This window comes from Thioalkalivibrio sp. ALgr3 (genome assembly GCF_000377325.1).
Taxonomy (GTDB): domain Bacteria; phylum Pseudomonadota; class Gammaproteobacteria; order Ectothiorhodospirales; family Ectothiorhodospiraceae; genus Thioalkalivibrio.
This window is the reverse complement of the sequence record NZ_KB897990.1, coordinates 12,061-39,058: the sequence shown is the minus strand read 5'-3', so window position 1 is coordinate 39,058 and position 26,998 is coordinate 12,061. Positions and strand designations below refer to the sequence as shown.

Genomic DNA, 26,998 nt, shown 5'->3' with positions numbered 1-26,998 from the left:
GAGGAGCGGATCAGGAAGGAGGGCAAGCCATGAATGCTGCCTCCTCTGCCATGCGGCTGGGGGCCATGGGCCTTGTAGACCGCGGTCGGCACCACGCAGATCGCTTATGTGCTGGTGTCGCGGTTCGGCATCTTCGTCATCGAGACGAAGAACATGCGGGGGCTGGATCTTCGGCGGTGAGCTTCAGGCCCAGTGGACCCGGAAGATCTACCGGCGGTCGTTCCGGCTTCAGAACCCGTTGCGCCAGACCCGACGGGCGTACGTGGAGGGTTTGCGGGAGCGTCACGCGGCGCTGGTGGCACCCGGTTGTCCGCAATGTGGCAGCGCTTGATGTCTTGACGTTGTGATGTCTTGACGCTAAAATCTCTTGGTGTGGTTGTGTGGAGGAGCTCCATGAGCGAGACACCGAAACGTTCGACGGTTTATTTCGATCCTCAGTTGCATGCGGCGCTGCGGCTGAAGGCTGCGCATACGAATCGTTCCTTGTCGGATATCGTCAACGAGGCGGTTCGTGCGGCATTGGCCGAGGATCAGGAAGATCTGGCGGCGTTCGAGGAACGGGTCTCCGAGCCAACCATGAGCTATGAGGCCCTGCTCGATGATTTGAAGGCTCATGGAAAGATATAGGCTTGTATTCAAGAAGTCCGTTGCCAAAGACCTTCGTTCAATCCCGAACAAAGATGTGGCTCGCATTCTTCAGCGCATGGAGGCGCTGCAGGATGATCCCCGTCCGGTCGGCAGTGAAAAGCTCTCGGGACAGGAGCGCTACCGCATCCGGCAAGGCGTGTACCGAATCATTTACGAAGTGGTGGATGACCTCCTGGTCGTGACGGTTGTGAAGGTCGGTCATCGTAAGCAGGTCTACAGACGCAGCTGACCCGCCCTGGAAATAACTGAGCCAGCTGTTATTGAGAGTCTGGCATGCCGTTCAGGGCGGCTTTGCGGTCGGGGGCTCTGGGGGGCTATGCAGTGTTTCGAACGGGCGTTGGCGGGGCTGGCACTGATCGGTTTGCTGGTTGTTAGCCTGGCAGGATGTCACCCGAACACCGAACCTGCCAGTACCGGCGGTGAGAGGGTAGCCGGTACCGAGGGCATCGATTGCGGCGACCATCTGCCGCTGAGTTATTCGCCCGATGGGCAATGGTTGGCGTTCTGGCTGTGGACCAATCGCGGTGAAAATGCCCCTCCCGAGCATCGGCTGGCCTTGCTCGATCTGGACACTGGCATCCGCCATCTGCCGGAACCCGATGGGCGCGACAGCAGCGGCGACGCGGCATCCGCCGCACCGCGAATCGACAAGCTTTGCTGGAGTCGTGATGGACAACGCCTCCTGACCGGTGTGTTGCCTCCCGACGCCAACGAGGCGACGCCCGTGCAGCAGTCCTCCGCATCGTTGAGAGTGAAACCGCGTGGCCAGCAACGACCGGCTGTGGTTCACGCAATCGACCTTGACCGGCCCGATCGAATGGAACTCGCCGATACCGCTGCATGTGGTGCCGAAGACATCGGTCACTGGCGATTTCAGGCGCCGTATTCGTATTGGGATGACTGGACCCAACTGGGCAAGGTGCAAGTCAAGAAGGTGGATCCGCGCCTGATCAGGCTGGAACTATCGGGTGGCCGCGTGCTGGGTGAACACCGACCCGTTCGCTGGAGTACGCGCTCGCTGATGGTATCCGATCACGCCTGGTCACCCGATCAGACGCAGCTTGCCTACGTGGTTCGCGAGTTGCGCGGAAGCTGGGGTGGGCTGTCGCATACCTGGCTGACGGCTGTCGACGCCGAGCCCGTGCAACTGCTCAGCGGCGCCGTCTACGCCATGCAATGGCGCAATGACCAGGAACTGCATCTGTGTCTGAGGCGACCCGGGAAAGCAGAGTCGGCGGTCTTCGCCTGGCAATCTCCCTTCGACTAGCTCCGGACGCTGTTGGCTCCCATGTGATTCGAGTACCCCCAAGGTAAAAGCCAGTATCCTCATGGTAAGGAACCGGCTACTGCGGTCTCACTTGTACGGCCCTGGCCGCAAAACATCTGGGCGCTGGCCTGTGTCCGACCGTGGAGAAGGATGATACCCGTGATTTCGGCATTGATTCTTTTCTTGTGGGGGGGTGTCTGGTGGGTCGCGCAGAGATGACGACGGGGCCAGCCCAGGTGCGCGCGGGTGCGCCCGGATGGAGTGCGTTTGCGGTAGCGAGCGGGGCAATCCTGCTCCTCGTGGCGCTGCCTCCGGCCGAAATCGGGGGTCGGTGGGGATGGGGTGTCGTTGTTCTGGTCGCCTGTGCCTGGGGCCTCGCTCTGGCGAATGCCTGGCAGGGCCGGAGATTGGCCCCCGCTCTGACGAACGCTACGGGAGTCCGGCTGCTGCTGGCCGTCGGGCTGGCCGGTTTTCTGCTCACGGGGCTTTTCTGGGTCCGGGCCGCGCTGGGGATCCCCGCGGGGTGGCTGGGCGACCTGGGCCTGAAAGTGGGGACGCTTTTCGGAGGATGGCCATGGCCGGCCCTGCTGCTGGCGGGGCTTGTGGGGCTCATGTTGCGTCCCCGGGGCTCTGGTGGTCCTGCTCTGCTCGGCGTGGCGCTGGTCGCGGGTACTCTCGGCTGGGGCGCGCATTTCCCGGTGGCGGACGCGGTGCGGTCGAGTTCGAGCGCCGGGACAGGGGAGGTCCGTCGGGCACTCGAGGAGCCCCTGGCCACCCGGGCGGGACTGGCGGCGTTGAGTGTTCTGGGTCAGCCCCGATCTCTCGAAGTGCGCCCCAACGGGCTTTATCTGGGCCCCGACGAGATACGAACGCTGGAGTTGCACGGGCGGACGTTCCCGGGCACTCGTTCGAACCTGTCCCGACCGGGCCAGGGGAGCCGCGTGCGTGTCACGGACGCCTCGGTCGTAGAGGTCGTGCGAGCGCCCGAGGGGGATCGCTGGGCGCTGAGATCTCGCGCGCCCGGGACCAGTGCCGTCGAGATCCGTGCGGGCGCGGCCACGCAGTGGATCGGCGTTCGTGTGTCGGATGAAGACGAGGTGGATTCCACGCCGGCCGATGTGACCGATCAGGTGACCTTTGAAGTCGGGGACACTCGCGAACCGGGACCGTCCGGTGGCTTTGCGCTTCGTCAGACCGTCCGGATGACCAACCACTCCGACATGGCGCTGGTCGGCCCCCTCCATCTGGTCATCGGTTTCTCCGCTGAGGCCGAGCCCGTACTGGTGGGGGCAGGACGAGTCAGGCACCCGGAGGTACGGTCCGTCTTCGGTTCCGACTGGCGGGTCTCGGTGGCGGAGATCTTTCCCGGGCCGGACGGGCTACGCCCCATCGTGCCCGCGCTGGCTCCGGGCGCAAGCTCGGAGCTGGAACTTCGCGTGGTGGCGCCGCTGGATCCCGATGCGCCGGATGTCGAACTGCGCGTGTTCGAAAGCATACGGACGCCTTGAAGGCGGGGGTGAATCAGCAACCTGCTTGATGCCGTGCTGCCTTGGCGCCAGAACACCGTTGGGTCTTAGCATAACTGCAAGCGCAGCTGACCCGCCCAGACAATAGGGGTTGCTTCCGTACCCATGGCTGATACCCGCTACATCACCGCAAACCGTCTGACCGAGGAGTCGCAGGCGATCCAGAGGCGCGGGCGCAACCTGGCGCTGCTCCTGGGCTTGCCGGTGGCGCTCGGGGCGTTCTTCGTGCATCCGCTGGTGGGGCTGGTGACGCTGGCGGGGGTGGTCGCACTGGTGGGTCTGGTGGGCGGGAGCGCGGTCATCGAGGCGGGCGCGCGCGGCGAGGATGCGGCGCTGGAGTATCTGGCGGAGCTGCCCGACTCGTTCACGGTCTTCAACCAGGTGGATCTGCCGGACGAGCGTTCGCGCACGGGCGTGACCGAGGCGGATCTGGTGGTGGCGGGGCCGGAGGCGCTGTTCGTGATCGAGGTGAAGCACAACAGCGGGGCCATCGACTGCGACGAGCAGGCCTCGCAGTGGACGGTGAGCAAGACCGGGCGGCGCGGCAGCCGCTACACCAAGCAGATGCGCAACCCGGTGCGGCAGGTGAAGAAGCAGGTGTGGCTGCTGAGCGAGTACCTCAAGGGCCGCAAGGCCAGGCGCTGGATCCAGCCGATCGTGCTGTTCACGCACCCGGAGGTGTCGCTGGGGCGTTCGGACGGCCTGTCGGTACCGGTGCTGACGGGGCCGGAGCTGGTGGAGTACATCCGCCGCTTCCGCCCGGAGCGCCCGCGCCCGGTGAAGGAGAACACGGTCCGGGCCATCGCGGCGCTGAAGGGCTGAACCCGGGCGGGACCAGGGTCCGGACAGGGCCGGCCGGTCCCGCCCGGGCGCTTAATCCTCGGCTGGCTCGCCGGTGATGAGTTCCTGCATGAGCGGGCGGATCTTCTCTTCGGTGGGGCCGAACTTGTCGGGGCGTCCGCCGCCGCGGCGTGCGTCGTATTCGGCGGTGCCGATCAGCTGCTCCTGCTCGTACAGCCGGGCGTCGAAGTAGGTGAGGTACATGGCCAGGTCCCAGGTCCAGTTGGCGGTAAATTCCAGGTGATGCTCGGCGTCGTCCGGCCGCGTACCCCGGTACTGCTCGGACTCGATGCCCATGTCCTCGAACATGCCCACCAGCGAGTCGTTCAGCTCCTCCATATGCACGTCCGGGTTGTGCTCCACGTAGACCATTTCGATGGCCTGACGCTCCGGCACGGGTTCGACTTCCTGCGAGATCGCGCAGCCGGAGGCGAACAGGGCGGCAAGGATGGCGGCGGACAGTCGAAGCATGGCGTGGTTTTCCCCTGTTGAAAAAGCGTGAAGGCTATCACGCTTTCGCGGGGCTGGAGGAAGCTGGGGCAGCTTGACGGGCTTCGATGTGTTCGCTAATTTCAGTCGTAACAGAAATACGAGAACGGACCGATGCAACTGAGCCCGACCATGGAAAAGTTCGTCCTGCACTGGGGCGAGATGGGATCGCGCTGGGGCGTGAACCGCACGGTGGCGCAGATCCATGCGCTGCTGTACCTGAGCGAGCACCCGCTGACCGCGGAGACCATCGCCGAGACCCTGGGCGTGGCCCGTTCCAACGTGAGCACCAGCCTGCGCGAGCTGCAGTCCTGGGGGCTGGTGAAGGTGGTGCACGAACTGGGTGACCGACGCGATCACTTCGTGTCGCAGAAGGATGTGTGGGACATCTTCATGACCATCCTCGAAGGGCGCAAGGAACGCGAGCTGGACCCGACCCTTACGACCCTGCGTCAGTGTGTGCTGGACAGCGAATCCGATGCGCAAACCACCCCCGAGGCGAAGGCGCGCATGAACGATACCCTCGAGTTCCTCGAGCAGCTGCTTGGCTGGTACGAGCAGATGCGGGGACTGGACCGCGATACCCTGGTGAAGCTGATGAAGATGGGGGCGCGGATCCAGAGCCTGCTGGGCAAGTAAAAAAATTTGCCCGGCAGTTTCTGTATAGACAGAAATAACCGAAACCAAGGAAAAGGAGTCATGCCATGGAAATCCAGCCGCTTGTCATTCTCGGGATCCAGATGGCCACTGCGCTGGGCATCAGTCTGGTCGTCATTCATCTGATTCAGCCGGCCCTTGAGCCATTGCTCGGGGAGGTGTGCGGCAGCGAGGCCGCTGCGCGTTTCTGGGTCAATTTCACGCGGCTGATGGTGCTGATCGCGCCGCTGCTGCAGGTGATCCTGCTGGCGGCCGAACACGGCGGCATGGGCTCCGTGGAGCTGATCCGCGGGACCCTGTTCCACGCGCTGGGAGGCGTGTTCCTGGCCCTGTCGGTGATCGGCCTGGTGATCTGGAAGGTCGCACTGACCGACCGCGCCCGCGGCGCGGCCGGCGGTGAATGAGCGCGCCGGGGGCAACGGGATGCGCATTCTGCTGACCGGAAGCACGGGCTTTGTGGGGCGCCATCTGGAGCGGGCGCTGCGCGAGCGCGGCCACGAGGTGGTCGGATGCGCGCGTGGCGCCGCACCGGTCCACTGCGATTTCACCCGGGATCATCGGCCGGAGGACTGGCTCGGACGCGTGACGGGCATGGATGCCGTGATCAATGCCGCCGGCATTGCCCGCGAGCAGGGTGCGCAGTCGTTCGCGGCCGTGCATGAGCGCGCCCCTGCCGCGCTGTTCACGGCCTGCGAGCAGGCGGGGGTCGGCCGTGTGATACAGATATCGGTACTCGGCGCGGACCTGGCCGCCGACGACCCCTGGCTGCGCAGCCGGGGGCGCTCGGATGCGGATCTGGCCGCCAGGCCGCTGGACTGGCTGATCCTGCGGCCGTCCATCGTGCATGGCGAAGGCGGGGCCAGTACCGGCTTTCTGCGGGCCCTGGCGGTGTTGCCGTGGGTGCCGCTGGTGGGCGACGGCGGGCAGATGGTTCAGCCCGTCCATGTCGATGACCTGGTGCGCGCGGTGGTGCAGGCGGTCGAGTGCGGCGAGCCGCGCCGCCAGGTGCTGGACTGTGTGGGGGGCGAGCCGGTGACGGCGGCGCAGGTGCTGGCCCGTTGGCGCGCCTGGCTGGGGGCGGGGCGCTGGAGAGCCCTGCCGGTGGCGCCGCGGCTTGCGCGCGCGGGGGCGGCGCTGGCAGGCCGGCTGCGCGTGGCTCCGGTGAACGGGTCGATGGTGGACCTGTTGCGGCGGGGCAGCACGGCCCCGGTGGAGCCATTCGAACGCGCGTTCGGGTGGCGTCCGCGCGGTTTTGCCGGGGCGCTGGCGGCCCGGCCGTCCAGCGAGGCGGAGTTGTGGCATGCGCGGCTGTACGGCCTGCGCCCGCTGTTGCGCTTCGCGCTGGCCTTCGTCTGGATCTGGACCGGGCTGGTGTCGGCGTTGTTGCATCCGCCGCAGGCCAGTCTGGACTTGCTGGCGTCGGCCGGTCTGACGGGCGCCCCGGGCGTCACCGCCCTTTACGGTCTGGCGCTGGTGGACGTGCTGCTGGGCCTGGCACTGCTCGCGGGCTGGCGGGTGCGCGAGGTGGCGTGGATCCAGGTCGTAATGATGGCCGGTTACACCCTGGGGGCGGGGCTGCTGCTTCCGCAGCTGTGGATCGACCCGTTCGGGCCGCTCAGCAAGAACCTGCCCCTGATCGTGGCCACGCTGATGCTGATCGCAATGGAGGGGCCCCGGCGATGCTCTACCTCGGACTGAAGACGCTGCACGTGCTGGGGGCGATCCTGCTGTTCGGGACCGGTCTGGGCAGCGCGTTCTACAAGTACATGGTGTGGCGCAGTGGCAGCGCGGCGGCCATTGCGGTCACGGACCGTCTGGTGGTTCGCGCGGACTGGTGGTTCACCACCCCGGCGGTGATTCTGCAGCCGCTGACCGGGTTCGTGATGGTGTGGCTGGCCGGCTGGCCGCTCGACAGCGCATGGCTGTTGTGGACCGGTGCGTTGTACGTGCTGGCCGGGGCCTGCTGGCTGCCGGTGGTCTGGCTCCAGTTGCGGATGCGCGAGACCTCGGCCCGCGCGATCCGCGAGGGCGTCGATCTGCCACCCGACTACGCCCGCCGCATGCGACTGTGGTTCTGGCTGGGCGTCCCGGCCTTCTCGGCGATGCTCGTCGTGGTGGCCCTGATGGTGTTCCGCCCGGCGTGACGGCCCCGCACCGGGGCGGGGCGTCACGCACGCGAATCAGCGAGCGACGGGCACGCGGTCCCAGTACTGCATGGCCGAGAACTCGCCCTCGAGGCGGAACCCGTCGCTGGCGCCCAGGTCGTCCAGCGGGGTGGCGATGCCCTCCACGTCCAGGTGGCCGTGGAACGTGCCGTCCGGTTCGGCGGTATCCAGCCGGACCTCTCCGCTCAGGCCCTGGCCGACGGTCAGGAAGGTGATGTCGCCGGGTTCGCTGACATCCCCCACCAGCAGGTGCGCGGCCAGCCGGCCTTCGGCCTCGGTGCTGCGCGGGTCGGCGATCTCGAGGGTGCCGGTGTCATCGGGAACGCCCGCGCCCACCCGGGTGAAGATCATGCAGGCGGCGGTCTCGAGCTCCGGCAGGAAGGCCTCCACGACCAGGGCGAAGCCGTCGCCTCGCTGCGGATCTTCCTGGCCGCCCCAGGCCGCCTGCCCGAGCAGTGCACCCGAGTGGGCTCCTTCCAGGGCCCCGTCGAAGGTCGCCTGTTCTTCCAGCATCGCCGCCAGCTCGTCGCGGGGCATGTCCGCGGGCAGAGGGATGCAGGCATCCAGCATGTCGGCCAGCACGGGCGGGGTGCGGAGGTATTCGAAGGCGGCTGCGCCGGCGCGCGGGTACTCCTGCAGGGCGGCGTAATCCGGTGCGTCGGCGTCGTCGCTGAATTCGGTCACCTCGATCCGGTAGGCGATGCCCGAGGCCTGGCCGGGTGACTGGTCTTCTTCAAGCGCCCAGTCCTGGGCCTCCATGGTTTCCAGGGTGTCGGCGGAGGTGTGGAAGCCCTGAAGCTGCAGGCCGGCCGGCATGCCGAGCGGTTCCAGGGCCTCGCCGAAGGTGTGGAGGTAATGGGCCTCGAGGCCGTTCGGCACGTTGGGCCCGATGGCCATGCGGAACATGCCGGGGCTCAGCTGCAGCAGCGCCGACGAGAAGGGTACGTCCTCGTACACCCACACCGTTCCGTGGTTCACCGAGAACAGGGCCTCTTCATCGTCGCTGTCGAGGTTGGTCATCTCGGTGACCGCGGCCAGGCGGTAGCCCTGTGCCGTCTCCCCGGCGATCTCGCGCGTCTCGCCGGTGGCGGCCACGTGTACGCGATATTCTTCCACTCGCCGCTGGTTGTCGAACATGTCCTGGAACGTGTGCGGCGGCTCCACTTGTTCGCTCTGGAACACCGGCAGCAGAACCCCCAGCTCCTGCTCCTTGCGATACAACTCGCCATCCAGGGCCGGTCCGGTGAACAGGTCCTCGCGCCCGCCGAGGCCGGAACGGTAGTCCTCGTCGGGATGGATGCGGGTGATCTCCGGGCCCTGGGTCACCGTCCAGCGGATCTCGTCGCCCTGGATGTCGGTCAGGACGCCGTAGCGGTAGTGATCGCCCCCGCCATCGAGGGCGAGGGGTTCGAGCTGGATCGGCGACTCATCCGCCGAAGCGGTGAACGCGGGGATCGCCAGTGCGGGCAGGCCGAGGGCCAGCACCAGCGAACGGCTGCGGAAACGGGTCTTCGCGGGCATCGAACATCTCCTGGATCCGGACGGTCCTGTTGCATTCTCAACAGGATCAATATGGCACCGTCCCCGGAGATGTGCCCCCTCCAAACAAGGGGGGTATCAGTTGCTGAACAGGGCCTCCAGCTCGTCCTCGCGGCTGCGCACCGCCTCCATGTCCTGCTCGGGCACGTCGGGTGCGACGTTGTGCAGCATCTCGCGCTGCTGCTCCAGGGCGTCGCGCATGGTCGCCTTCTGTTCCGCCGGCATGTCCGGATCGTCCTCGATGCGCTGCAGGCTTTCGTCCAGCTCGCGCTCCATTTCCGGGAGCCGGCGCTCCATCTCCAGCGCATGCCGGGCGTTGAAGATCTGCGAGCCGATCTCGGTCAGTTCGTGGCTGCTGTCGAAGCCGTGACGCGCGGCGATCTCCTCCACCTCCTGCTCCATGCGCGCCACCTCTTCGATGGCCTGGCGAATCTCCGCCATCGAGGCTTCGTCGTCCTGCGCGTCCATCTCCGGTTCCTGCACGTCGGGCTGCTGCGCGCTCCACTCGTTGAGTTCCTCGGTCGCCGCCAGCCAGCGGTCGATCGTGTCGCCGTCCAGCGCGTGCGCGGGTGCGGCCAGCAGCGCCAGGAACAGCGCGAGCATCAGCAACGGGTTCGTGAAGCCCTTCATGGCAAGTCCTCGGTTCGCGGGGTTCGGTTTTCGGAGTGTACGGCGCCATCGTCGCGCCATGCCAGCAGGTCCGTCATCGCGCGCAGGAGCCGCCACTGGCCGATGAGCCCGACGCCATGCGGGTCGATGTGGGAGAAGCCGTCGATCCGGTGCAGGTCGGTGTCGCCGATGGCACGGGCGAGGCGCGTGCTTTCGGTATGCGGGATCATCGTGTCGTCCCGGCCGTGGATCAGGAGGGCGCGGCCGGAAAGATGCGAGAGATCGTGCTCGGCGAGGGACCAGGACTCGATGGCTTCCCGCGCGCCGGCCGGCAGGTCATCCAGCAGCTGCGGTACCCGCTCGTGGTCATCGTTCAGGATCAGCGCCAGCAGGCTTCGGCCCTCCTCGCCGAGCGGGTCGCTCAGGTCGTCGATGGGGACCTCGGGGTCGGCGGCGCGCCGGCGGGCGATTTCGTCGAGTAGCGCGCGGTCCGCGCGGTCATCGAGCACATGCAGGTTGCCCCACAGGAAGAGCCACTTCGCCAGCGGGTCGGGCGTGCGCGTCTGCCACCGGTTCGAGCCGGGTTCCCGGTAGGCCCCGGTGGTGGCGAAGGTGACGACGTTCCCGGTGTCGTAGTAGCCGCCGATCCCGACCAGGAAGTCGATGGTTTCCTTTCCCTCCGGCTTGAGTGTAGCCAGCACGGCCAGGCCCACGCCGTAGGAGATGGCGGCGACCCCCACGTCCTGTTCGTCCGGTGCGCGCTCCACCTCCAGGCGGGCGAGCAGGGCGGCGGCATCACCGATGGTCGCGGCATCCTCGCGGCGCACGCTGAGCGCTCTCGAGCCCTGCAGGTCGGGCACCAGCACCAGAAAGCGCGCCCGCGCCAGCGTATGGGCGAGCTGCACCAGCCGCGGGTCGTCCTTGCCCTGTGGCGTAAAGCCCGGTACCAGGACGATGCGCGCGCCCACCTCCTGTCGGGGATGGTACAGGTCGGCCGCGATGTCCCCTTCGTCCGTCGTGAGCGACAGCGTTTCGCGCGCGGGCTCGGGGGTTCGCTCCTTCAGCGCGCTCGGCCCCGCGCCGGCCTCGATGTCCTGGAGCACGCGCATGGCCTCCCAGCTCTGCGCGGCGATCCAGCCGGCGAAGATCCCAAGGCCCAGCAACAGCACAGCCGCGATGCGAAGCATGCCCTTCTCCCGTCAGTCCGGACTTGCTGCCTCGGGAGTATGGGGCAATCGACGCGTTGCCGCCCGGGGGTGACGAGTCCGTAAACGTTCACGTCGCCGGCCGGATGCGTCCCTGGGCGTCCTTGCCGCCGTCAGTCCCGCTTGCGGAATCGGAATGTTATAAGATAACGTTTCGTTAAGCGGGATGCGCGCCCCCTGCAGCTCCCGCCTCTCGCGTGACGCACCGCTCCCCGTCTGGCGTGGGCCTCTATCTCCCTCGCATCGGTTTCCCTCGCCGGGTTCGAGCGTCGTCTGCGCCCCAAAAAAGAAACGATATAACGTTAAGTTTGTGCTCAGGTTCGAGGCCAACAATGAAAACATTCCACCCGATTTTCGCGCCGTTACTGACCGGCTCCTTCATGCTTGCTTTTCCGGCCATGGCGCAGACGGAAGATGATCACGAGACCGCATCGACGCCCTCCATTGAGCCGGTGGTGGTAACGGCAACCCGTTCCGCCATCCGCAAGGAAGAAGCTCCCTCGGGTTACACCGAGGTCACGCGTGACGATGTGGAACGCAAGCCGGCCACGTCCCTGGCGGATCTGCTGGGCGATCTGCCGGGCGTTGCCGTGGATAACGAGCGGGACGGGCGTAGTCAGATTCGGATCCGCGGGTTCGAACCATCGCAGACGCTGATGCTCGTCAATGGTCGCCGGATCAACAACACCGATGCGCTGGTGGGCCACAGTAATTTCCGCCTGACACAGCTCCCGACGGCAGCCATTGAGCGCCTCGAGGTGGTGCGCGGGCCCCTGTCCTCTCTGTACGGGGCGGATGCCCTTGGTGGCGTGGTCAATGCGATCATTCGTCCGCCGGAGGATGAATGGACCGGGCGAGTCCGGACACGTGTCGGTGTCACGGATCCCCGCCCGGGCGGCGAAGAGCGCAATCTTTCGCTGTACACCGCCGGTCCGCTGGGAGAGCGCACGGGTGCGCTGCTGAGCCTCGATTTCCTGAACCGGAACGCTTCTCGCAATCCCGATGAGGAGGGCGTGGACGAGATCGAGGGTCGGGAAGCGGTTACCGGGTATGGCAGTCTTTTCCACCGGCCGGCTGCGGGCCACGAGATCGAGGTGTTCTTCAACGTCGCTGATGACCAGCGTCGTGCGAATCTGGGCGAGGACGGCGAACGTCGGCTGGACCTCCTTCGCTACAGCGCCGGGATCCGTTACGACGTGGAAATCGGTCCATGGGATGCCCGCTTCGACGCATACCGCTCCCGAAGCGAGAGCGAGTCGCGGCATGTGGATCGGGAAGACGAGCACACCGACGATGTCATCGACGTGAGCGCCTCCCGTCACTGGGGGCAAGGACAGGAAGTCACGGCGGGCGCCGATTATCGGCGCGAGAGTTTCTGGCGCGAGCGCGGGGGTGAACGCGAATTCGGCGACACGGTAACCCACCGCGGTGCGTTTGTGCAGAACCGCAGCTACCTGCTGGAAGACCGACTGATTGTCACGCTGGGTACGCGCTTCGACGACCACACCAATTACACCGGTGAGATCACCCCGAGTGCCGGCGTGGTCTACAACTTCACCGACACTACGCGGGTGAAGGCGGATTACGGCCGCGGCTTCAGTGCGCCGGACCTGCGTCGCTCGACGGATACCTTTGAGGGTGGCCCCCCTATCCCGACCCTCGTAATCATCGGCAATGAGGACCTGGAGCCCGAACGCAGTGACAGTTACAGCCTGGGTTTCGAGCACGATGACGGCCAGCGCGAGTTCGGCGTGACCCTGTTTCGTAACGAGATCGAGGACCTCATCAATACCCGCTGCATCGAAAACTGCGACTTCCGGACCCCGGCTAATCCCGAGGTTCGACAGTATCAGAACGTCGACAGCGCATTGACTCAGGGCGTGGAGCTTGAGGCCGGGTACCGGTTCGGCGAGTCCGGCATCGTCCGCGCCAACTACACGTATCTGGACACCGAGGACCGGGACACGGGCAAGACCCTGGAAAACCGGCCACGGCAGCGTTTCAACCTCCTCACCGAGGCGGCTGTCTGGCCCGGGGCCACTGCAAACCTGCGCGCTGAATACATCGGTTCCCAGCGGCGGGGGAGTGAGCGCACGCGCGACTACACGCTGTTCCACCTGGGCATGAGTCAGGAACTGGCCGACGGGTTTTCGGTGCAGGCGGGTATCGAGAACGTCACCGATCAGCGGCTGGGGGATATCGACGAGGCCTTCAGCCGTGAGATCCGCGGTCGCTTCTACTACGTCTCTGCCAGTTGGGAGTTTTGACCATGAGGATCCTTCGAGGAGACCTGGCCCGGTGGTCGCGCTCTCTTGCGTTCCTCATCCTGGCGGGTGTCGCGTCGGCGGCAGCCGCAGATACACCCCGCATGCTGCTCCTTGGCAATGAAACCGTGCGCCCCGGGGTGCTTCAGGAGTTCGAACATATCGGCGAGGAGCAGGGCATCCATGTGGATACGGGTCGGGTTGAGGACCTGGAGGCCGAGCCGGATCCCGGTCGGGTGCATGACCGGGATTTGGCGATCGTCTTTGCCCCGAGCCACGCGATCGCCAACCCGGACCATGTCGCCGCGTTGCGGGAGGCCCTCGCGGACGCCGGTACGCCAGTGGTTGTCGTCCATCGCGGTCAGGCGGATGCCGACGGCCTTGATGACGATACAGCCAGACGCATCGCTGCGTACCTGACCGAGGGCGGTGCGCGCAACTTCGAACACGCCTTTGCCTACCTGGACGCGGCGGTATTCGGTCGCCACGCCGAAGCCGTGCCCGATCCCGTGCGATACCCGGACCGGGGGATTTACCACCCGGACTACGAGGGTCTGGTGTTCGAGGATCTGGACGAGTACGAGGCTTGGCGCGGGGATTTTGGTGAGCGGCCCGTGATTGGTATCGCGATCCACGACAGCCACGTGCGCCATACCCTCACGGACTGGATCGACACCACCGTCGAGCTGATCGAAGCCGAGGGAGGCGTGGCCCTGCCGTTTTTTAGTCCGGTGAATGACGCCGAGGGCATGCAGCCGTTGGTGGCTCGGGAGGGCGAACCGGCCATCGACGCGTTGCTGTTCTACCGGGTCATGCTCAACCCGGATGACCGCCGCGAGGACTTTGCTTCCCTGGGCGTGCCAGTACTGCAGGGCCTGATTTACCGGGATGGCTCCGAGGCCGACTGGCGGGGCGATGACGTGGGCTTTCCCCGCGGCAGCACGCCGTTCTACTTTTCCATGGCGGAAATGGCAGGGGCCACCGATCCGACCGTGGTCGCCGCGGAACGCTCCGGCGACCAGCAGGTGGTGGCGATCCGCCCGGAGCTGGATGCACTTGTGCAGCGGGCCTTCAACGCGGTGGATCTGCAGCGCAAGCCCAACGCCGACAAGCGCCTGGGTGTGTACATCTACAACTATCCGACTGGCGAGACCAATTTCTCCGCCTCCAACATGAACGTCCCGGAGAGTCTGGCAGCCACTCTCGCGGACTTGGCCGATGCCGGTTACACCGTGGATGCCGTCGACGCTGATCAAATCAGTGAGGCCGGGAAACGCCTGGTGGGGGCCTACTATCGGGATGCGGATCTGCAAGCGCTGGTCGACGATGACCTGGCCGAGTTGTACCCGGTGAGTGCCTACCGCGAATGGCTGGCGACGCGAGGCGAGGCGTTGCGTGCGCGGGTAAATGAGGAGTGGGGCGAGCCGGAAGCTGCGCCCACCGTCGTCGAGCACGAAGGTGAGCCGCACTTTGTCGTCCCGCGGCTGGAGATAGGCCACATGGCGGTGCTGCCGCAGCCGCCCCGGGCCATGCCGGGTGACCCGGAACGAGAAGGGAAGTACCACGATACCGACCTTCCCTTCAGCCACGATTACCTGGCCAGCTACGCCTGGCTGCACCAGGGCCACGAGGCCGATGCCCTGGTGCACTTCGGCACGCATGGCTCGGCGGAGTACGGGGTGGGCAAGAGCCGCGGTCTGGCCCTGGAGGACGATCCTCACGCGGTGGTTGGCGAACTTCCTCATGTCTACCCCTACATCGTCGACAACCTGGCCGAGGCCACGATCGCCAAACGGCGGACGCGGGCGACCATGGTGTCGCATCAGACACCGCCCTTCGCCCCGGCGGCGCTGTATCACGAGCTGGTCGACCTCCATGATCTGATCCACGACTGGGAGGAACTGGACGACGGGCGCACCCGCGAGCGGGTGGAAGAGCAGATCGTCGAGGCCAGTCGCGAGCTGGACATGCACAAGGATCTCGGCTTTGGTGACGAAGAGCTGGCCAGCCGTTTCCACGATTACGTGCACGCCGCCCACGATTACATCCACGAGCTGGCGCAACAGAGCGAGCCCATTGGCCTGCACACCTTCGGGCGTCCCGCGGACGATGAGCATCTGCTGTCGACCGTCATGCAGATGCTGGGGGAGGACTACCACAAGGCCACGACGGTGGATCCCGAGGAGCTTTTCGCGGGGGATTTCGAGACCGCGGTGGTGGAGTCCGAGCCGTATCGTCTGCTGAAGAAGCATCTGCTGGACGGGAGCCCGCTCGAAGATGCGGACTCCGATGTGACGGAATATCTGGAGCAGGGGCAGGTCCACCTCGATGCCCTGCGCGAGGCTGGCGGCGAGACCGAGGGACTGATTAACGCCCTGAACGGAGTTTTCGTCGAACCATCGGTGGGTGGAGACCCCCTGCGCAACCCGGATTCGCTGCCCACAGGGCGCAATCTCTATGGCTTTGATCCGTCACGGGTGCCGACCCGTGCAGCGTACGAGACCGGCGCCGAGCTCATGGAGGGGCTGATCCGCGATCACAAGGAGGAGCACGGGGAACCGCCGGAACGTCTGGCGTTTACGCTCTGGTCGATGGAGGTGATGCGCCACCACGGTGTGGTCGAGGGTCAGGTGATGAAAGCGCTGGGCGTCGAGCCGGTCTGGAACGACCGTGGTCGCCTGGAGGGCTACGAGGTCATTCCCCGGGATGAACTCGATCGTCCTCGGGTCGACGTGGTCCTGCAGGCCAGCGGGCTCTACCGCGATGCCTTCGCCGGTACCCTCGAGCTGCTGTCCCGTGCCGCCGCCGAGGTGGCCGGACGTGAAGAACCGGATAACCCCGTCCACGCGATGACCCGTACGCTTGCGGAGCTACTGGAAGGCACCGATCTGGACGCCGACGCGGTACAACGCCTGAGCCGTACCCGTGCCTTCTCTGCGGACATTGGTCAGTACGGTACCGGTCTGGAAGGCGCCGTGGCCGATGTGGACGCCTGGTCCGAGGGCGAGACCCTGGATGAGGATTACATGGGCCGGGTTTTCCTGGACCGTCTGGAACACGCGTACGGACCGGACCCCGACCACTGGGGCGAGACCGTACCGGGGATCAACCTGTTCGAGCGACAGCTCGGGAGCGTGGATGCAGCGGTCTTCGCCCGCAGTTCCAACGTCTTCGGGCTACTCTCGTCCGACGACCCGTTCCAGTATCTGGGCGGACTTTCCCTGGGGGTGCAGACGGCCGGTGGCGAGCGGCCGGAACTCTATATCAGCAATCTGCGCGACCCGGTGGACGCCAGGATGGAGCGGGCGGATCAGTTCCTCTCGCGGGAGATCCGCACGCGCTATCACCACCCGCGCTGGTTGCAGAGCATGGTGGACGAAGGCTACTCCGGCACGACCACGCTCCAGGACACGGTGGAGAACCTGTGGGGCTGGCAGGCGACCGCGCCGGAGATGGTGCGTGACGACCAGTGGGATCGTTTTTTCGACATCTACGTAAATGACGCCTACGAACTGGGGCTCGAGGAGTGGTTCGAACAGCACAATCCGGAGGCGCTGACCCGTATCACCGAACGCATGCTGGACGCGGCGCGGACCGGCCACTGGACGCCGGACGAGGCCGTACTGGAAACCCTGGTGGAGCAGCATCAGGAGTGGACTGGCGAGCATGGAGAAACGGGGACCAGCGAGGATCGCGACGCCTATGTGGCCGAAACGGCGGCCGGCTTTGGCATGAATACCGTGGCGGTTCCGGATGCCGATGCCAGCGGAGCGAGCGACCCCGTAACCGTCAGCGGTAGTGTCATGGAGCCGGTGGCGGAACCGGAGCCGGAAGCAGAGTTCGGCGCACCTCCGTGGCAGGTCCTCGTGTACATCGCAATGCTCGTCTTGCTCTTCCTGGCGGGTGTGGTCCACCAGGCTCTGCGCGGGCGCCGATCATCCACCGGATCCCAACATCGAACGGGAGCGGAATCATGACTGCACTGGAAATGGCCATGTACGAGCTGGGACGCCTGTTTCTCGTCCCGGTGCTGCTCATCATCATGGCGCTGTTTGCGTACGCCTTTTATGCACTGGGCGCCTTCGCGTTCGAAGCCTGGCAGCGGCGCAGGGATGTCGCACCCTGTCCCCTGCAGGATTATCGGAACCGGTTCGGGAGTGCCGACAGCGAGGAACTGGAGCTGGTGGTCCTGCGTCAACTGGAGCCCTTGCGGGTGGTCTCGCGGACGGCACCCATGCTCGGACTGGTGGCCACCATGATCCCGCTCGGGCCCGCACTGCTGGCCCTGGGTGACGGGGATCTGGCCACCGTCGGTGAACAACTCGTGGTGGCCTTCGCGGCGGTGATCCTTGCACTCATCACCGCCTCGATCACCTTCTGGGTGCTGACCGTCCGGCGCCGCTGGCTGCTTACCGCTCTCAAGCAGGTCGAACGGCAGGAGACGGTCACATGAGCCGATTCCTGGATTCCGAGGAAGAGGCCGATCCCATCCTTTCCGTCGTCAACATCGTTGACGTGTTCCTGGTGATCATCGTGGTGTTGCTGATCATGGTCGCCCAGAGTGCCGCCAGTGAGATTCAGGACGTGGACTCAGCGGAGCAGGGTGAGGTGGTTCCGGAGACCATGGAGGAACTGGACCGCTACGAGAGCAGCGGCGAAATCGGTGAAGGACAGGGCGTGCGTGCCGGTACGACGTATCAGCTGGAAGACGGCACCATGGTCTTCGTGCCCGACGAAAACGAATGACATGCGGGCCAGGTCAGTGACCTCCGCCACACCGGCGGACTTCCGGCCCCGGGCGTGCAGGGCCCTGCAACCCCCTGCAACTCCCCGCTGCGATGTGAAGCATGCCCTGTTCCCGTCACTCCGGGGGCAGCCCCGCGTGGACAGGGCCGCGGACCCTTCTAGACTCCATGCAAGGCCTTGTGGTCTGGAAGCAAGCCCCGCTGGACGGGAAGGAGGCAGATCATGCGCATCGCGAAGTCCGAAGTGCCCGAGGTGTTCAGTGCCCCGGGGGCCGTCGCGCGTCAGGCCCTGGAGTTCGGCGACGCGTCCGGTTACACGGAGATGACGGGGGAGTATTTCTCGCTGGATGCGGGCACCGACATCACCCCGCTGCTCCACGGTTTGAAGGAGGATCTCTGCCAGTCACCCCACTGGGGTTACATGATTCAGGGCCGCCTGATCATGACCTACCGGGATGGTAGCGAGGAGGCCACAGCCGCCGGGGATCTCTTCTACTGGCCTCCCGGGCACACCCTCCGGGTGGAAGAGGACGCCGAGATCATCCTCTTCAGCCCGCAGCACGAGCACTGCGAGACCCTGAACCATCTGAAGCAGCAGCTGGAAAACTGACTTTCCCTCACCGGGGCAGCCCGTCGAAGGACCCGGGCGGGCCCCGGTGGTGGAAAGTGGCGAGCTCGTGGCCTTCTGCCTGTCTATCCTCGGGTTGAAGGCATGGATCCGCGTTTGCGTGACCCGGCCGCGGCGAGAGGGGCAGAACGATGACGATCAGCACTAAATTGCAGGAATTTCTCGACGAGCGGGACGTGAATTATGACGTTGTGGGCCATCCGCGTGCGGATTCCGCCAGCCGGACGGCCGAAGCCGCCCACGTACCCGGCGATGAACTGACCAAGGGTGTGCTGGTGGAGGATGCCGGCCATTACATGCTGGCGGTCCTGCCGGCCACGCGGCGGCTGCAGTTCGGCAAGCTGCACTACATGCTCGGCGAGCATGTGGGGCTGGCGACCGAAGAGGAGGTGCGGTCGGTGTTCCCGGACTGCGAACACGGGGCAGTCCCGGCGCTGGGTACCGCATGGGGTCTGGAGGTTCTCCTGGATGAATCGCTCGCGGCGCAGGACAGGGTCTATGTGGAGGGGGGCGACCACGTCTCGCTGATTCGACTGGACGGCCCGGCGTTTCGCAACCTGCTCGGTCATTGCCGCCACGGGGATTTCTCACGGCATATCTGAGCCCGGCCGCGCTGCACTCGGGCAGGCCTACGGGTCGGTCTGCGCGGGTGGATCGAGCCGGGTCTCGAGTGCCTCGCGCAGTCTTTCGGCACTGGGCTGCGCCTTTTCCACGATCTCCTCGACCCGGTTGAAGTCGAGCAGGCGGATGCCCGCGCTGCCGGCCTCGAGGAAGAGATCGGGCGGGTCGTGTTCGCGCATGTGGCGGATCTGCGAGCGCTGCATGATGCTGAAGGTGGTGAACAGCAGATCGGTCAGGCCCGGTGGATCGTTGGGGGTCTGTTTGCGGCTGGCGGAGACGTCGACGGCGATCACGAAGTCGTGCTCTTCCTGCAGCAGATTCCAGGGGAGCGGGTTGGACGTGCCGCCGTCGATCAGCAGCCGGTCGTCGCCCTGCGGCACCGGTTCGAACAGGCCGGGGACGGCCATGCTCGCCTCGATCGCGGTGAACAGTTCGCCCTCGTGGAGGACCACCGGTTCGCCGCTCCAGTAGTCGGTAGCTACCACCGACAGGGGGATGCGCAGATCGTCAAAAGTCCGGGCATCGGTGTGTTTGGCGAGGAATTCAAGGAATTCGCTTGAGTCGAGCACGGCGTTGCGCCCGAGGCGCAGCGGGATCAGCTCGGTGAGTTGCACATCGGACTCGACCAGCCCGGAAAGGGCGTCGATGCGCGAGCCACCGAAGTCGTCGAAGACGTCCAGGATCTCCTCGGCGCTGAGGCCGGCCGCGTACAGCCCGCCGATCACGGCACCGATGCTGGTACCGCTGATGTGGTCGGGTTCGATGCCCAGGTCGTCGAAGACCTGCAGGATGGCGATATGGGCCAGCCCCCCGGCGCCACCGGAGCCGAGTGCGAGACCGATGCTCGGCCGCTCGGACTGCTTCTCCGCGCCCTGCAGGGCCGGTGCGGCGAGCAGCGTGGCAATCGTCAGGGCGGCGATAAACAGGCGGCTCGTCATTGGCGGCTCCGGTGGTTCGGGCAGCTCCGCTCAGTAGTGCTCGATGAACAGATCGATGGCGGGGCTCACCGCCCCGTGCCAGCGCGAGGCGAGTTCATCCGTCCATTTGGGATCGGTCTCGCTGGCGGTCCGGACCATGCAGTTCAGCCACAGACCGTACAGCGCCGGCTCGATCGGGACGGACCCGCGGCGACTGTGCACCTGGGCCATGCGCTCGAGGGTCGAGCGCATGAATGTCTCCCCCTCAGCATAACTCAGAGCAGCGGAGATGGCTTGCCCCAGCGCCCGCTTCTGCCGGGTCCAGTCCGTGTTGGCAAAGACTTCGGCCACCCGGGGGTCGGCCTGAAGGAACCGTTCGTAGAAACGCTCGGCGAAATCCCCTTCGCGGCGACAACGCCCGTAACTCTGTTGAACGTCCGAATAGCTCACCGTGTTCACTGCCTCCGTGTTGGAAAAAGCGCAGTAACCTACGGTAAGGCGCGTCTTCGAAAAACCGTCTGCGGAGGAAAGTTTGACGCGATTCGCATTCCTTCATGTTCAAGGTTGCGCTCACGCCGTTGCGTCGCCGCTCAGAAGCGGGTGGGTGCGGTGCCCGGGGCGGCGGTCTTCGGCGTCCTGGCGGGCCAGGCGGCGAAAATGCGGCACGAAGGTCTGCAGCGCGGCGAGACCGTCCCTCGTGAGGCAATAGCCATCGGGGGTGACCCGGATCCAGCCGCGTCCGATCGCCCCGGCCAGGGCTTCGTGCTGGCTCCCCGGCTCGCCGCGTTTGGCCCAGGCATGGACCACCGGCGCCGGCAAAATATGCCCGGGTGCATCGGCGGGATCGCCCAGCCAGTGGTGCAGGGCGGTGAGCCGGGCCACCGCCGAGGTTGCGGCGATGATCTTCTGTTCGGTGGTGGTGTTCATGGCGGATCTCCCGAATGTGCATGCGTGTACTTCGGAAGATAGCGAAGCGGTGGGGCCTTTCCATCAGCCGAATGTCTGAGTTCGCCGTGTGCCGCCCGGAAGTGCGGCCTCTTCACGGTCCGGACGCTCGCAACCGAAAACGCCCCGACCTCCGGGAGAGGACGGGGCGCCGAGCACACAGGGGGATGGGTGCTCACCTGTGACGTTAGGCCTTCCCCTCGGGTGCGGCAATCGACGCAGGTCACACACCCGTGCGTCCTGCGCGGTCGGCGGCAAGGAATGTGAGGGGGGCACGGAGAACTCCGATCCCGTCACCGCCAGCGATGCCCTCAACACGCTGATCGAGGTCGTCCGTGGCGAGCAAGGGCAGGGGCAGCGCCCGGGTGTTCTCCCACATCGAGTGGATGCGCCGGGGCAGTTTGCGAGGGGCTGTTACACTTACGTCCCTTGTTTTCTCGCATCATCGACCGATGAAAGGAAAGTGAATGCCCAATGCCTCACCGAACCCGCTGAAATCCCTTACGAACGAAAAACTGGCCGGGCTGAGCACCCTGCTCGTTGTGCTGGCGGCGTTTTCATGGGGGTTATCCGGCGGGATCGGCGGCATTCTTACGGGGCAGGGCTGGGATCCCGTGGTGGTGTCGTTCTATCGCGGTGCGATCGGGTTGCTGTTCGTGCTCGCCTGGCTGGCGTTGCGTCCGCAGGGCAGCGGACTGGCGAGCGGTCGCATGTGGCTCTGGTCGGCGGTGGCCGGCCTGGGCGTGGCCGGCAACTTCACCTTCTACTTCCTGAGTATCGCGGAAGGCAGCGTGGCCGTGGCCGCGACGCTGATGTACTGCGCGCCGGTGTTCGTGTACCTGGTTTCGTTTGCGCTGGGGCTTGAGCGGCCCACGCTGTTCAAGTGGGTGGCGATCGTCATGGTCCTGCTGGGCGTGGTGCTGCTGACCGGGATCTACGACATCGGCGCCGGGGACGTGACCCTGATCGCCGCGGGTGCCGGTCTGGCCTCCGGCCTTTCGTACGCAGTGTTCATCTTCGGTTTCAAGTTTGCCGCGCCCCATGGCAGCCCGCAGGCGATCCTGGTGATCGCGTTCGCGGTGCTGGTCCTCATCCTTTTCTCGCTGGGTGATCCGGGGCAGATGGTGGACGTGCTGAGCACCTCGAGCTGGCCGTTGTTCCTGATCCTCGGCGTGCTGGGCGCCGGCCTGTCGTTCATCTTCTACATCGTCGGTCTGAACTACACGGCGCCGGCGGTGGCCTCCATCGTGGCCATGGTCGAGCCGGTGACCGCGTCGCTGTTCGGTGTGGTGTTCCTGGATGAATCCCTGGCGGCGGTCCAGCTCTTCGGCATGGCGCTGATCCTGCTGACCGTGACGGGGCTGAGCCTCCATTCGAGTCTGCAGGCGAAAGCCGTTCCGCCGCAGCCGCGCAGCGACTGAAACCGCGCAGGACCGCGGGGCAGCTTGGCTGCGGCCTGCATGTGGCGACGGCCGGCCACCAGTGAGAAGATCGCCGTCACGACCGTCGCCGGAGGGGGGCAAGCGTGAAGATCATGGTCAGTGAACTCGAGGGGCGGCCCGCGGGCCTGCAGCCTGTCGAGGTGGTGGAACGCAAGGGACTGGGGCATCCGGACACGCTGTGTGATGCGCTGGCGGAGGAGGTGAGTCTGGCGCTGTCGCGCGAATACCGCGAGCGCTTCGACTTCGTGCTGCACCACAACGTGGACAAGGTCCTGCTGCGCGGCGGCGCCGCCCGCCCGGCCTTCGGCGGGGGCGAGGTGGACGAGCCGATCGAGCTGTACATCGCCGGGCGGGCCACGCGCGAGTATCGCGGCGTGACCGTGGCGGTGGACGAGCTGGCGGTGGAGGCCTGCCGTGCATGGCTGGCCGCCCACATGCCGGCTCTGGATGTCGAGCGCCACGTGCGGGTGCACTCGCTGATCCGTCCCGGATCGCAGGATCTGGTGGAGCTGTTCGAGCGCCAGCGTCGGGATGGCGTGCCGCAGCTGGCGAACGATACCTCGCTGGGGGTGGGTTATGCGCCCCTGAGCCCGCTGGAGCGGGCGGTGTTCGCGGCGGACATGAGCCTGTGGTCGGAGGCGCCGCCGGCGCGTGGTCAGGACGTCAAGGTGATGGGGGTGCGCAGCGGCGAGGACGTCTCCCTGACGGTCGCCTGCGCCTTCATCGGGGCGCCGCTGGAGGACGCGGACGCCTATCTGGCCGCGCGTTCCGATGCGACCCGGCAGGTGCGGCGCGTGGCCACCGAGGCCCTGGGCCGCGAGCCGGACGTGTCGGTTAACACCGCCGACGATCCCGACGCGGACAGCGTGTACCTGACGGTGACCGGCACCTCGGCCGAGGCCGGTGACGACGGCCAGACCGGGCGCGGCAATCGGGCCAACGGGCTGATCACCCCGTCGCGTCCGATGACCATCGAATCCTTCGCCGGCAAGAACCCGATTACCCACGTCGGCAAGCTGTACAACGTGACGGCCACCCATATCGCCGAGGCGATCGTGGCGGAGATCGACGAAGTGTCGGATGCGCAGGTGGTGCTGGTCAGCCAGATCGGCATGCCGGTGGACCAGCCGCAGATCGCCGATATCCGCCTGTGCGCCGAATCCGCGGAACAGGCCGCGGCCCTGGCGCCCCGCGCCGAGGCCATCGCGCGCCACCATCTCGCACGGGTCGGTTCCCTGTGGGAAGGCCTGCTCTCGCAGAACCTCGCCACCCACAGCCTGTAGCTGCGACTAGTTCGTCTGATTCGTCGGCAGGCACTCGGGCAGGGAGGCCTCCAGTGAACGCGGCGTGATGCCGAGGTCGGCGAAGGTCGCGCAGGTGCTGTCGGTAACCGTGTCCTGCTGCATGAGGTAGATCTGGTCCCGGGTCAGGGGTGCGCGGGGCAGCCATGAGGTCAGCCCGGCGGCGAGGTGCCAGAGGAAAAACGGTACCGGCACGAACACCCGCGGCTGTCCCAGGTGCTCCAGCACCTGGTTCACGATCTGGCGGTAAGTCAGGATGTCCGGACCGCCGAGCTCGAACACCCGGTGTCCGGCCGGCGGTTCGTTGAACAGGGTGGCCACGGCCTGCGCGACATCCGCCACGTGTACCGGTTGCAGGCGGGTGTCGCCGCGGCCGAACAGCGGCACCATCGGCAGCCGCGCGAGGGTCGCGAGGTTGCGCAGGAACGCATCGCCCGGGCCGAACAGCACGCTGGGCCGCACCATCAGGGCGTCGCGGAACTCGGTGGTCACCGCGGCCTCGCCTTCGCCCCGCGCTCGGATGTATGCCGAACGCGAGGCGGGATCGGCGCCGATGCCGGAGATGTGCACCAGGTGTTCCAGGCCGGCCTCGCTCGCCGCCCGGGCGAGCCGGGCGGCCCCCTCCACGTGGATGGTGGTGAAGCGCAGGTCGCGCTGCTCCACGTACAGGCTGACGGCATTCACCGCACCACGCGAACCCGCCACGGCTTTGGCCACGTCGTCATCGTTGCGGATGTCGGCGCTGCAGTGTTCCACCCGCTCGTGCCGTTGCAGGTCGGCCGGTAACGCCGGGCGGCGGGAGGCAACGCGCACGGCGTGTCCGGCATCGAGCAGCTGGTACACGATCATGTGGCCGAGAAAGCCGGTGCCGCCAAATACCGTGACCTGATCCGGGTCCATGGGGAGCCTCCTTCTGCTGGGCTTCGTCTGTGTGAGAACGTGGAGCTGTACGACGGCGCGGGCAAACGGGGATACGCATGCCGGGACATCTATCGCACGTGGCGGGTTTTGATGATGCGCCGTTCGCGCGGACGTATCGTGGCGACGTGCTGGTGGTGGGCGCGGTGTTCGCCGGCACGCGGCTGGACGGCGTAGTGTCGACCCGGGTGCGGCGCGACGGCGCCAATGCAACCAAACGTCTGGCCGCATGCGTGCTGGACAGCCCGTTCGCCCCGCAGCTGCACGCGATCCTGCTGCAGGGGATCGCCTTTGCCGGCTTCAACGTGGTGGACCTGCGGGCCCTGCATGAACGGACCGGCTTGCCCGTGATGGTCGTGGCACGCCGGCAACCCGACATGGAGGCCGTTCGACGGGCGTTGCTCGACCATGTTCCCGGAGGGGCCCGCAAGTGGCGGCTGATCGAGGCCGCCGGCGCGATGGAACCGCTGGCGGGGGTCCATGTCCAGCGCTGCGGGATCGAACCCGAAGCGGCGCGGCAGCTGCTGGAGGACCAGCGCGTCCACAGCCACCTGCCGGAGGCGCTGCGCGTCGCGCACATGATCGCCGGCGGGGTGACCGACGGGGCGAGCCGCCACCGTCCGTGAGCCTCGTGAGCCTGAAAGGCTTGCCGCCGACTACAGGCCGATCAGCTGGGCGTGCACGCCGCTGGCGGTGACCGTGTCGAGCAGGCGATGGCTGTTGATCCGCTCCGGGTCGTATTCGACCACGACCAGGTGCGGCTTCTCCTCGTGGCTGGATGCCGCCATCACGCCGCTCATCCCGCGCAGCTCGTCCTGGATGCGTTCGCGGGCCTCGGCGTCGATGGTCTCGTCGATGTGAATGGTTACATCGGCCATGTTGTTGCTCATGATGGCCTCCCGGGTTCGCCCCTCTGGCAAGTTCTTCCTTCGAAGATAGACGTTCGCACCGGATGCTGGGGTTCGGTCGCGCGGCCGGGGCCTTCGGGGGTCAGGCATCCGCCTCCGCGCGGTGGCGGCGGTACAGGCGCAGGGCCGCGAGCCCGACCAGCAGCGAGGCGGCTCCGCCGATGATGAACACCTGGCCGGGACTGGCCCCGGCCGGGCCGGTGAGCCCCCAGAACAGCACCGGTGCCAGCAGCATCGCCCCGAACGACAGGAAGTTGCTCGCGGCGATGAAACGCCCGCGCCGTTCCTCCGGGCTGTGGCCCTGCAGGTAGGCAGTGATCGGCACGATGAAGAAACCGGAGGCAACGCCGAGCAGGGCCATCAGCACCAGGGTGGCCGGGTAACTGTCGGTCGTGAAAAACAGCAACGCGCTGATCAGGGCGGCCGCGATCATGCCGGCCGGGGCGTGGTGCATGGCGATGCCGCCGCGCGACAGATAGCCGGCGAGGATGCTGCCGGTGCCGATGCCCAGGGCCAGGGTCGTCAGGATGATGCCGGTGGCCAGCTCGCCCAGGCCCAGGTGCATCTCGGCGAACAGCGGGACGTTGAGCTGGTACAACGTGCCCAGGGCCCAGAACCACGCGATGCCGAGGACCACCAGGAACAGCACCCGCTGCGGCCGGATCTCGGCGATCGACTGCACCACGGTGGCGAACGGGTTCAGCCGGAAGGGCGCCGGATTGTTGATCGCGCGGGTGGGGGTGACGAAGAAGCTGGTGACCAGGCCGGTGAGCGACAGCGCCACGATCACCGCCGCCGGGATCCACAGCGCCTCGCCGGCGAACTCCATCACGAAGCCGGCCAGCGCGGTGCCGAGGATGATCGCCAGGAAGGTCCACAGCTGGATATACCCGTTCGCGCGCGACAGCTGCGCGTAGCGCACGATCTCCGGGAGGATGCCGAACTTCACCGGGCTGAAGAAGGTGCTCTGCAGACCCATCAGGAACACGGTCACCAGCAGTCCGGGGAAGTAGTCGATGATCAGCATGAGCGCGGCGGTCAGCAGCACCACGGCCTCGGCCGAGCGGGTGGCGACGATCACCGCCTTCTTGCTGTAGCGGTCGGCGATGTAGCCGGCCCACGGCGAGAACAGCACGAACGGCAGCAGGAACACGAACCCGACCAGGCTGTAATAGAACGTGCCTTCGCCCTCGGCAACGAACTCGCGCAGGGCGATGAAGATGACGGCCAGGCGGAAGAAGTTGTCGTTGAGGGCGTTGATGAAGACCGTCGCCATGTGGGCGACGAAGCCCGGCCGGCGGACGTCGGAAGTGTCGGTCATGTTGGCACCACCGGAGGTATCGCGCACGAGTACCGCTCAGGTT

General features: G+C 66.4%; 28 protein-coding genes and 1 pseudogene. 19 read left to right on the top strand and 10 right to left on the bottom strand.

Annotated elements, in window-relative coordinates; genetic code table 11:
* Positions 1-78 precede the first annotated feature (78 nt).
* The 6 genes and pseudogenes from C998_RS14600 to C998_RS0111630 all read left to right on the top strand — a co-directional run.
* Positions 79-325: pseudogene (locus C998_RS14600) on the top strand (nuclease-related domain-containing protein); the annotation flags it as partial.
* A gap of 68 nt (positions 326-393) precedes the next feature.
* Positions 394-627, top strand: coding sequence for a glucose-6-phosphate isomerase (locus C998_RS0111650; RefSeq protein ID WP_018871046.1), 234 nt, complete (start codon positions 394-396; stop codon positions 625-627).
* Positions 614-877, top strand: a complete 264-nt coding sequence (locus C998_RS0111645; RefSeq protein ID WP_026279600.1) for a type II toxin-antitoxin system RelE/ParE family toxin — start codon at positions 614-616, stop codon at positions 875-877. Before C998_RS0111650 ends, C998_RS0111645 begins: the two co-directional genes overlap by 14 nt.
* An 87-nt stretch (positions 878-964) precedes the next feature.
* Positions 965-1,915 carry a hypothetical protein gene (locus C998_RS15230; RefSeq protein ID WP_231364987.1) on the top strand — a complete coding sequence of 317 codons (951 nt, stop codon included), beginning with the start codon at positions 965-967 and terminating at the stop codon, positions 1,913-1,915.
* Positions 1,916-2,322: 407 nt separating this feature from the next.
* Complete coding sequence (locus C998_RS0111635; RefSeq protein WP_231364986.1) at positions 2,323-3,423, top strand: hypothetical protein; 1,101 nt, start codon at positions 2,323-2,325, stop codon at positions 3,421-3,423.
* Positions 3,424-3,546: 123 nt separating this feature from the next.
* On the top strand, positions 3,547-4,263 hold the full coding sequence (locus C998_RS0111630; protein ID WP_018871042.1) for a nuclease-related domain-containing protein: 717 nt from the start codon (positions 3,547-3,549) through the stop codon (positions 4,261-4,263).
* Between the two features lie 51 nt (positions 4,264-4,314).
* On the opposite strand, the gene C998_RS0111625 is transcribed toward C998_RS0111630, so the two are convergent.
* The gene (locus C998_RS0111625; RefSeq protein WP_018871041.1) at positions 4,315-4,752 is read right to left on the bottom strand and encodes an Sbal_3080 family lipoprotein; all 438 of its coding nucleotides are present in this window, start codon (positions 4,750-4,752) and stop codon (positions 4,315-4,317) included.
* Positions 4,753-4,884: 132 nt separating this feature from the next.
* Here C998_RS0111625 and C998_RS0111620 point away from each other — a divergent pair, with 132 nt between their 5' ends.
* The 4 genes from C998_RS0111620 (at position 4,885) to C998_RS0111605 (ending at position 7,571) form a co-directional block, all read left to right on the top strand.
* Positions 4,885-5,409 carry a GbsR/MarR family transcriptional regulator gene (locus C998_RS0111620; protein ID WP_026279598.1) on the top strand — a complete coding sequence of 175 codons (525 nt, stop codon included), beginning with the start codon at positions 4,885-4,887 and terminating at the stop codon, positions 5,407-5,409.
* Positions 5,410-5,474: 65 nt separating this feature from the next.
* Positions 5,475-5,831 (top strand): hypothetical protein, encoded by a 357-nt coding sequence (locus C998_RS0111615; protein ID WP_018871039.1) that lies wholly within the window; start codon positions 5,475-5,477, stop codon positions 5,829-5,831.
* 19 nt (positions 5,832-5,850) lie between these two features.
* The gene (locus tag C998_RS15335; RefSeq protein WP_018871038.1) at positions 5,851-7,125 is read left to right on the top strand and encodes an SDR family oxidoreductase; all 1,275 of its coding nucleotides are present in this window, start codon (positions 5,851-5,853) and stop codon (positions 7,123-7,125) included.
* Positions 7,107-7,571, top strand: a complete 465-nt coding sequence (locus C998_RS0111605) for a DUF2269 domain-containing protein (protein ID WP_018871037.1) — start codon at positions 7,107-7,109, stop codon at positions 7,569-7,571. Before C998_RS15335 ends, C998_RS0111605 begins: the two co-directional genes overlap by 19 nt.
* Before the next feature lie 36 nt (positions 7,572-7,607).
* Here the strand turns inward: C998_RS0111605 and C998_RS0111600 are convergent, their stop codons facing one another.
* From C998_RS0111600 to C998_RS0111590, 3 genes are all read right to left on the bottom strand, one after another.
* The gene (locus C998_RS0111600) at positions 7,608-9,113 is read right to left on the bottom strand and encodes a hypothetical protein (RefSeq protein WP_018871036.1); all 1,506 of its coding nucleotides are present in this window, start codon (positions 9,111-9,113) and stop codon (positions 7,608-7,610) included.
* Positions 9,114-9,209: 96 nt separating this feature from the next.
* Complete coding sequence (locus C998_RS0111595) at positions 9,210-9,761, bottom strand: hypothetical protein (protein WP_018871035.1); 552 nt, start codon at positions 9,759-9,761, stop codon at positions 9,210-9,212.
* Complete coding sequence (locus C998_RS0111590) at positions 9,758-10,927, bottom strand: alpha/beta hydrolase (protein WP_018871034.1); 1,170 nt, start codon at positions 10,925-10,927, stop codon at positions 9,758-9,760. Before C998_RS0111590 ends, C998_RS0111595 begins: the two co-directional genes overlap by 4 nt.
* A 398-nt stretch (positions 10,928-11,325) precedes the next feature.
* Here C998_RS0111590 and C998_RS0111585 point away from each other — a divergent pair, with 398 nt between their 5' ends.
* The 6 genes from C998_RS0111585 (at position 11,326) to C998_RS0111560 (ending at position 19,184) form a co-directional block, all read left to right on the top strand.
* Complete coding sequence (locus tag C998_RS0111585) at positions 11,326-13,212, top strand: TonB-dependent siderophore receptor (protein WP_231364985.1); 1,887 nt, start codon at positions 11,326-11,328, stop codon at positions 13,210-13,212.
* Between the two features lie 2 nt (positions 13,213-13,214).
* Positions 13,215-17,186 carry a cobaltochelatase subunit CobN gene (gene cobN, locus C998_RS0111580; RefSeq protein WP_255349473.1) on the top strand — a complete coding sequence of 1,324 codons (3,972 nt, stop codon included), beginning with the start codon at positions 13,215-13,217 and terminating at the stop codon, positions 17,184-17,186.
* On the top strand, positions 17,183-17,662 hold the full coding sequence (locus tag C998_RS0111575; RefSeq protein ID WP_018871031.1) for a MotA/TolQ/ExbB proton channel family protein: 480 nt from the start codon (positions 17,183-17,185) through the stop codon (positions 17,660-17,662). Before cobN ends, C998_RS0111575 begins: the two co-directional genes overlap by 4 nt.
* Positions 17,659-17,955 (top strand): DUF2149 domain-containing protein, encoded by a 297-nt coding sequence (locus tag C998_RS0111570; protein WP_018871030.1) that lies wholly within the window; start codon positions 17,659-17,661, stop codon positions 17,953-17,955. The genes C998_RS0111575 and C998_RS0111570 overlap by 4 nt, the downstream gene beginning before the upstream one ends.
* Before the next feature lie 222 nt (positions 17,956-18,177).
* A complete protein-coding gene (locus C998_RS0111565; RefSeq protein ID WP_018871029.1) occupies positions 18,178-18,564 on the top strand; it encodes a hypothetical protein in 387 nt (128 codons plus the stop codon).
* 149 nt (positions 18,565-18,713) lie between these two features.
* Entirely contained in the window at positions 18,714-19,184 is a 471-nt protein-coding gene (locus C998_RS0111560; RefSeq protein WP_026279597.1) for an aminoacyl-tRNA deacylase, read from the top strand.
* A 27-nt stretch (positions 19,185-19,211) separates the two neighbouring features.
* Here C998_RS0111560 and C998_RS0111555 read toward each other — a convergent pair whose 3' ends face one another.
* The 3 genes from C998_RS0111555 to C998_RS0111545 all read right to left on the bottom strand — a co-directional run bounded on the left by C998_RS0111555 (position 19,212) and on the right by C998_RS0111545 (position 21,047).
* Positions 19,212-20,141 (bottom strand): patatin-like phospholipase family protein, encoded by a 930-nt coding sequence (locus C998_RS0111555; protein WP_018871027.1) that lies wholly within the window; start codon positions 20,139-20,141, stop codon positions 19,212-19,214.
* Positions 20,142-20,171: 30 nt separating this feature from the next.
* Positions 20,172-20,570: a globin gene (locus tag C998_RS0111550; RefSeq protein ID WP_026279596.1), complete on the bottom strand. Its 399-nt coding sequence runs from the start codon at positions 20,568-20,570 to the stop codon at positions 20,172-20,174.
* A gap of 120 nt (positions 20,571-20,690) precedes the next feature.
* A complete protein-coding gene (locus C998_RS0111545) occupies positions 20,691-21,047 on the bottom strand; it encodes a hypothetical protein (protein ID WP_018871025.1) in 357 nt (118 codons plus the stop codon).
* 485 nt (positions 21,048-21,532) lie between these two features.
* Between C998_RS0111545 and C998_RS0111535 the strand changes: the two genes are divergently transcribed.
* Together C998_RS0111535 and C998_RS0111530 are read left to right on the top strand one after the other, a co-directional pair.
* Positions 21,533-22,486: a DMT family transporter gene (locus C998_RS0111535; RefSeq protein WP_018871023.1), complete on the top strand. Its 954-nt coding sequence runs from the start codon at positions 21,533-21,535 to the stop codon at positions 22,484-22,486.
* A 104-nt stretch (positions 22,487-22,590) separates the two neighbouring features.
* Positions 22,591-23,790, top strand: coding sequence for a methionine adenosyltransferase (locus C998_RS0111530; RefSeq protein ID WP_018871022.1), 1,200 nt, complete (start codon positions 22,591-22,593; stop codon positions 23,788-23,790).
* A 6-nt stretch (positions 23,791-23,796) separates the two neighbouring features.
* On the opposite strand, the gene C998_RS0111525 is transcribed toward C998_RS0111530, so the two are convergent.
* Complete coding sequence (locus C998_RS0111525) at positions 23,797-24,708, bottom strand: complex I NDUFA9 subunit family protein (RefSeq protein WP_018871021.1); 912 nt, start codon at positions 24,706-24,708, stop codon at positions 23,797-23,799.
* Positions 24,709-24,785: 77 nt separating this feature from the next.
* Between C998_RS0111525 and C998_RS0111520 the strand changes: the two genes are divergently transcribed.
* Positions 24,786-25,352 carry a DUF99 family protein gene (locus tag C998_RS0111520; RefSeq protein ID WP_018871020.1) on the top strand — a complete coding sequence of 189 codons (567 nt, stop codon included), beginning with the start codon at positions 24,786-24,788 and terminating at the stop codon, positions 25,350-25,352.
* A gap of 30 nt (positions 25,353-25,382) precedes the next feature.
* Here C998_RS0111520 and C998_RS0111515 read toward each other — a convergent pair whose 3' ends face one another.
* Complete coding sequence (locus tag C998_RS0111515) at positions 25,383-25,616, bottom strand: hypothetical protein (protein WP_018871019.1); 234 nt, start codon at positions 25,614-25,616, stop codon at positions 25,383-25,385.
* 100 nt (positions 25,617-25,716) lie between these two features.
* Positions 25,717-26,955 (bottom strand): MFS transporter, encoded by a 1,239-nt coding sequence (locus tag C998_RS0111510; RefSeq protein ID WP_026279595.1) that lies wholly within the window; start codon positions 26,953-26,955, stop codon positions 25,717-25,719.
* Between the last annotated feature and the right edge of the window lie 43 nt (positions 26,956-26,998).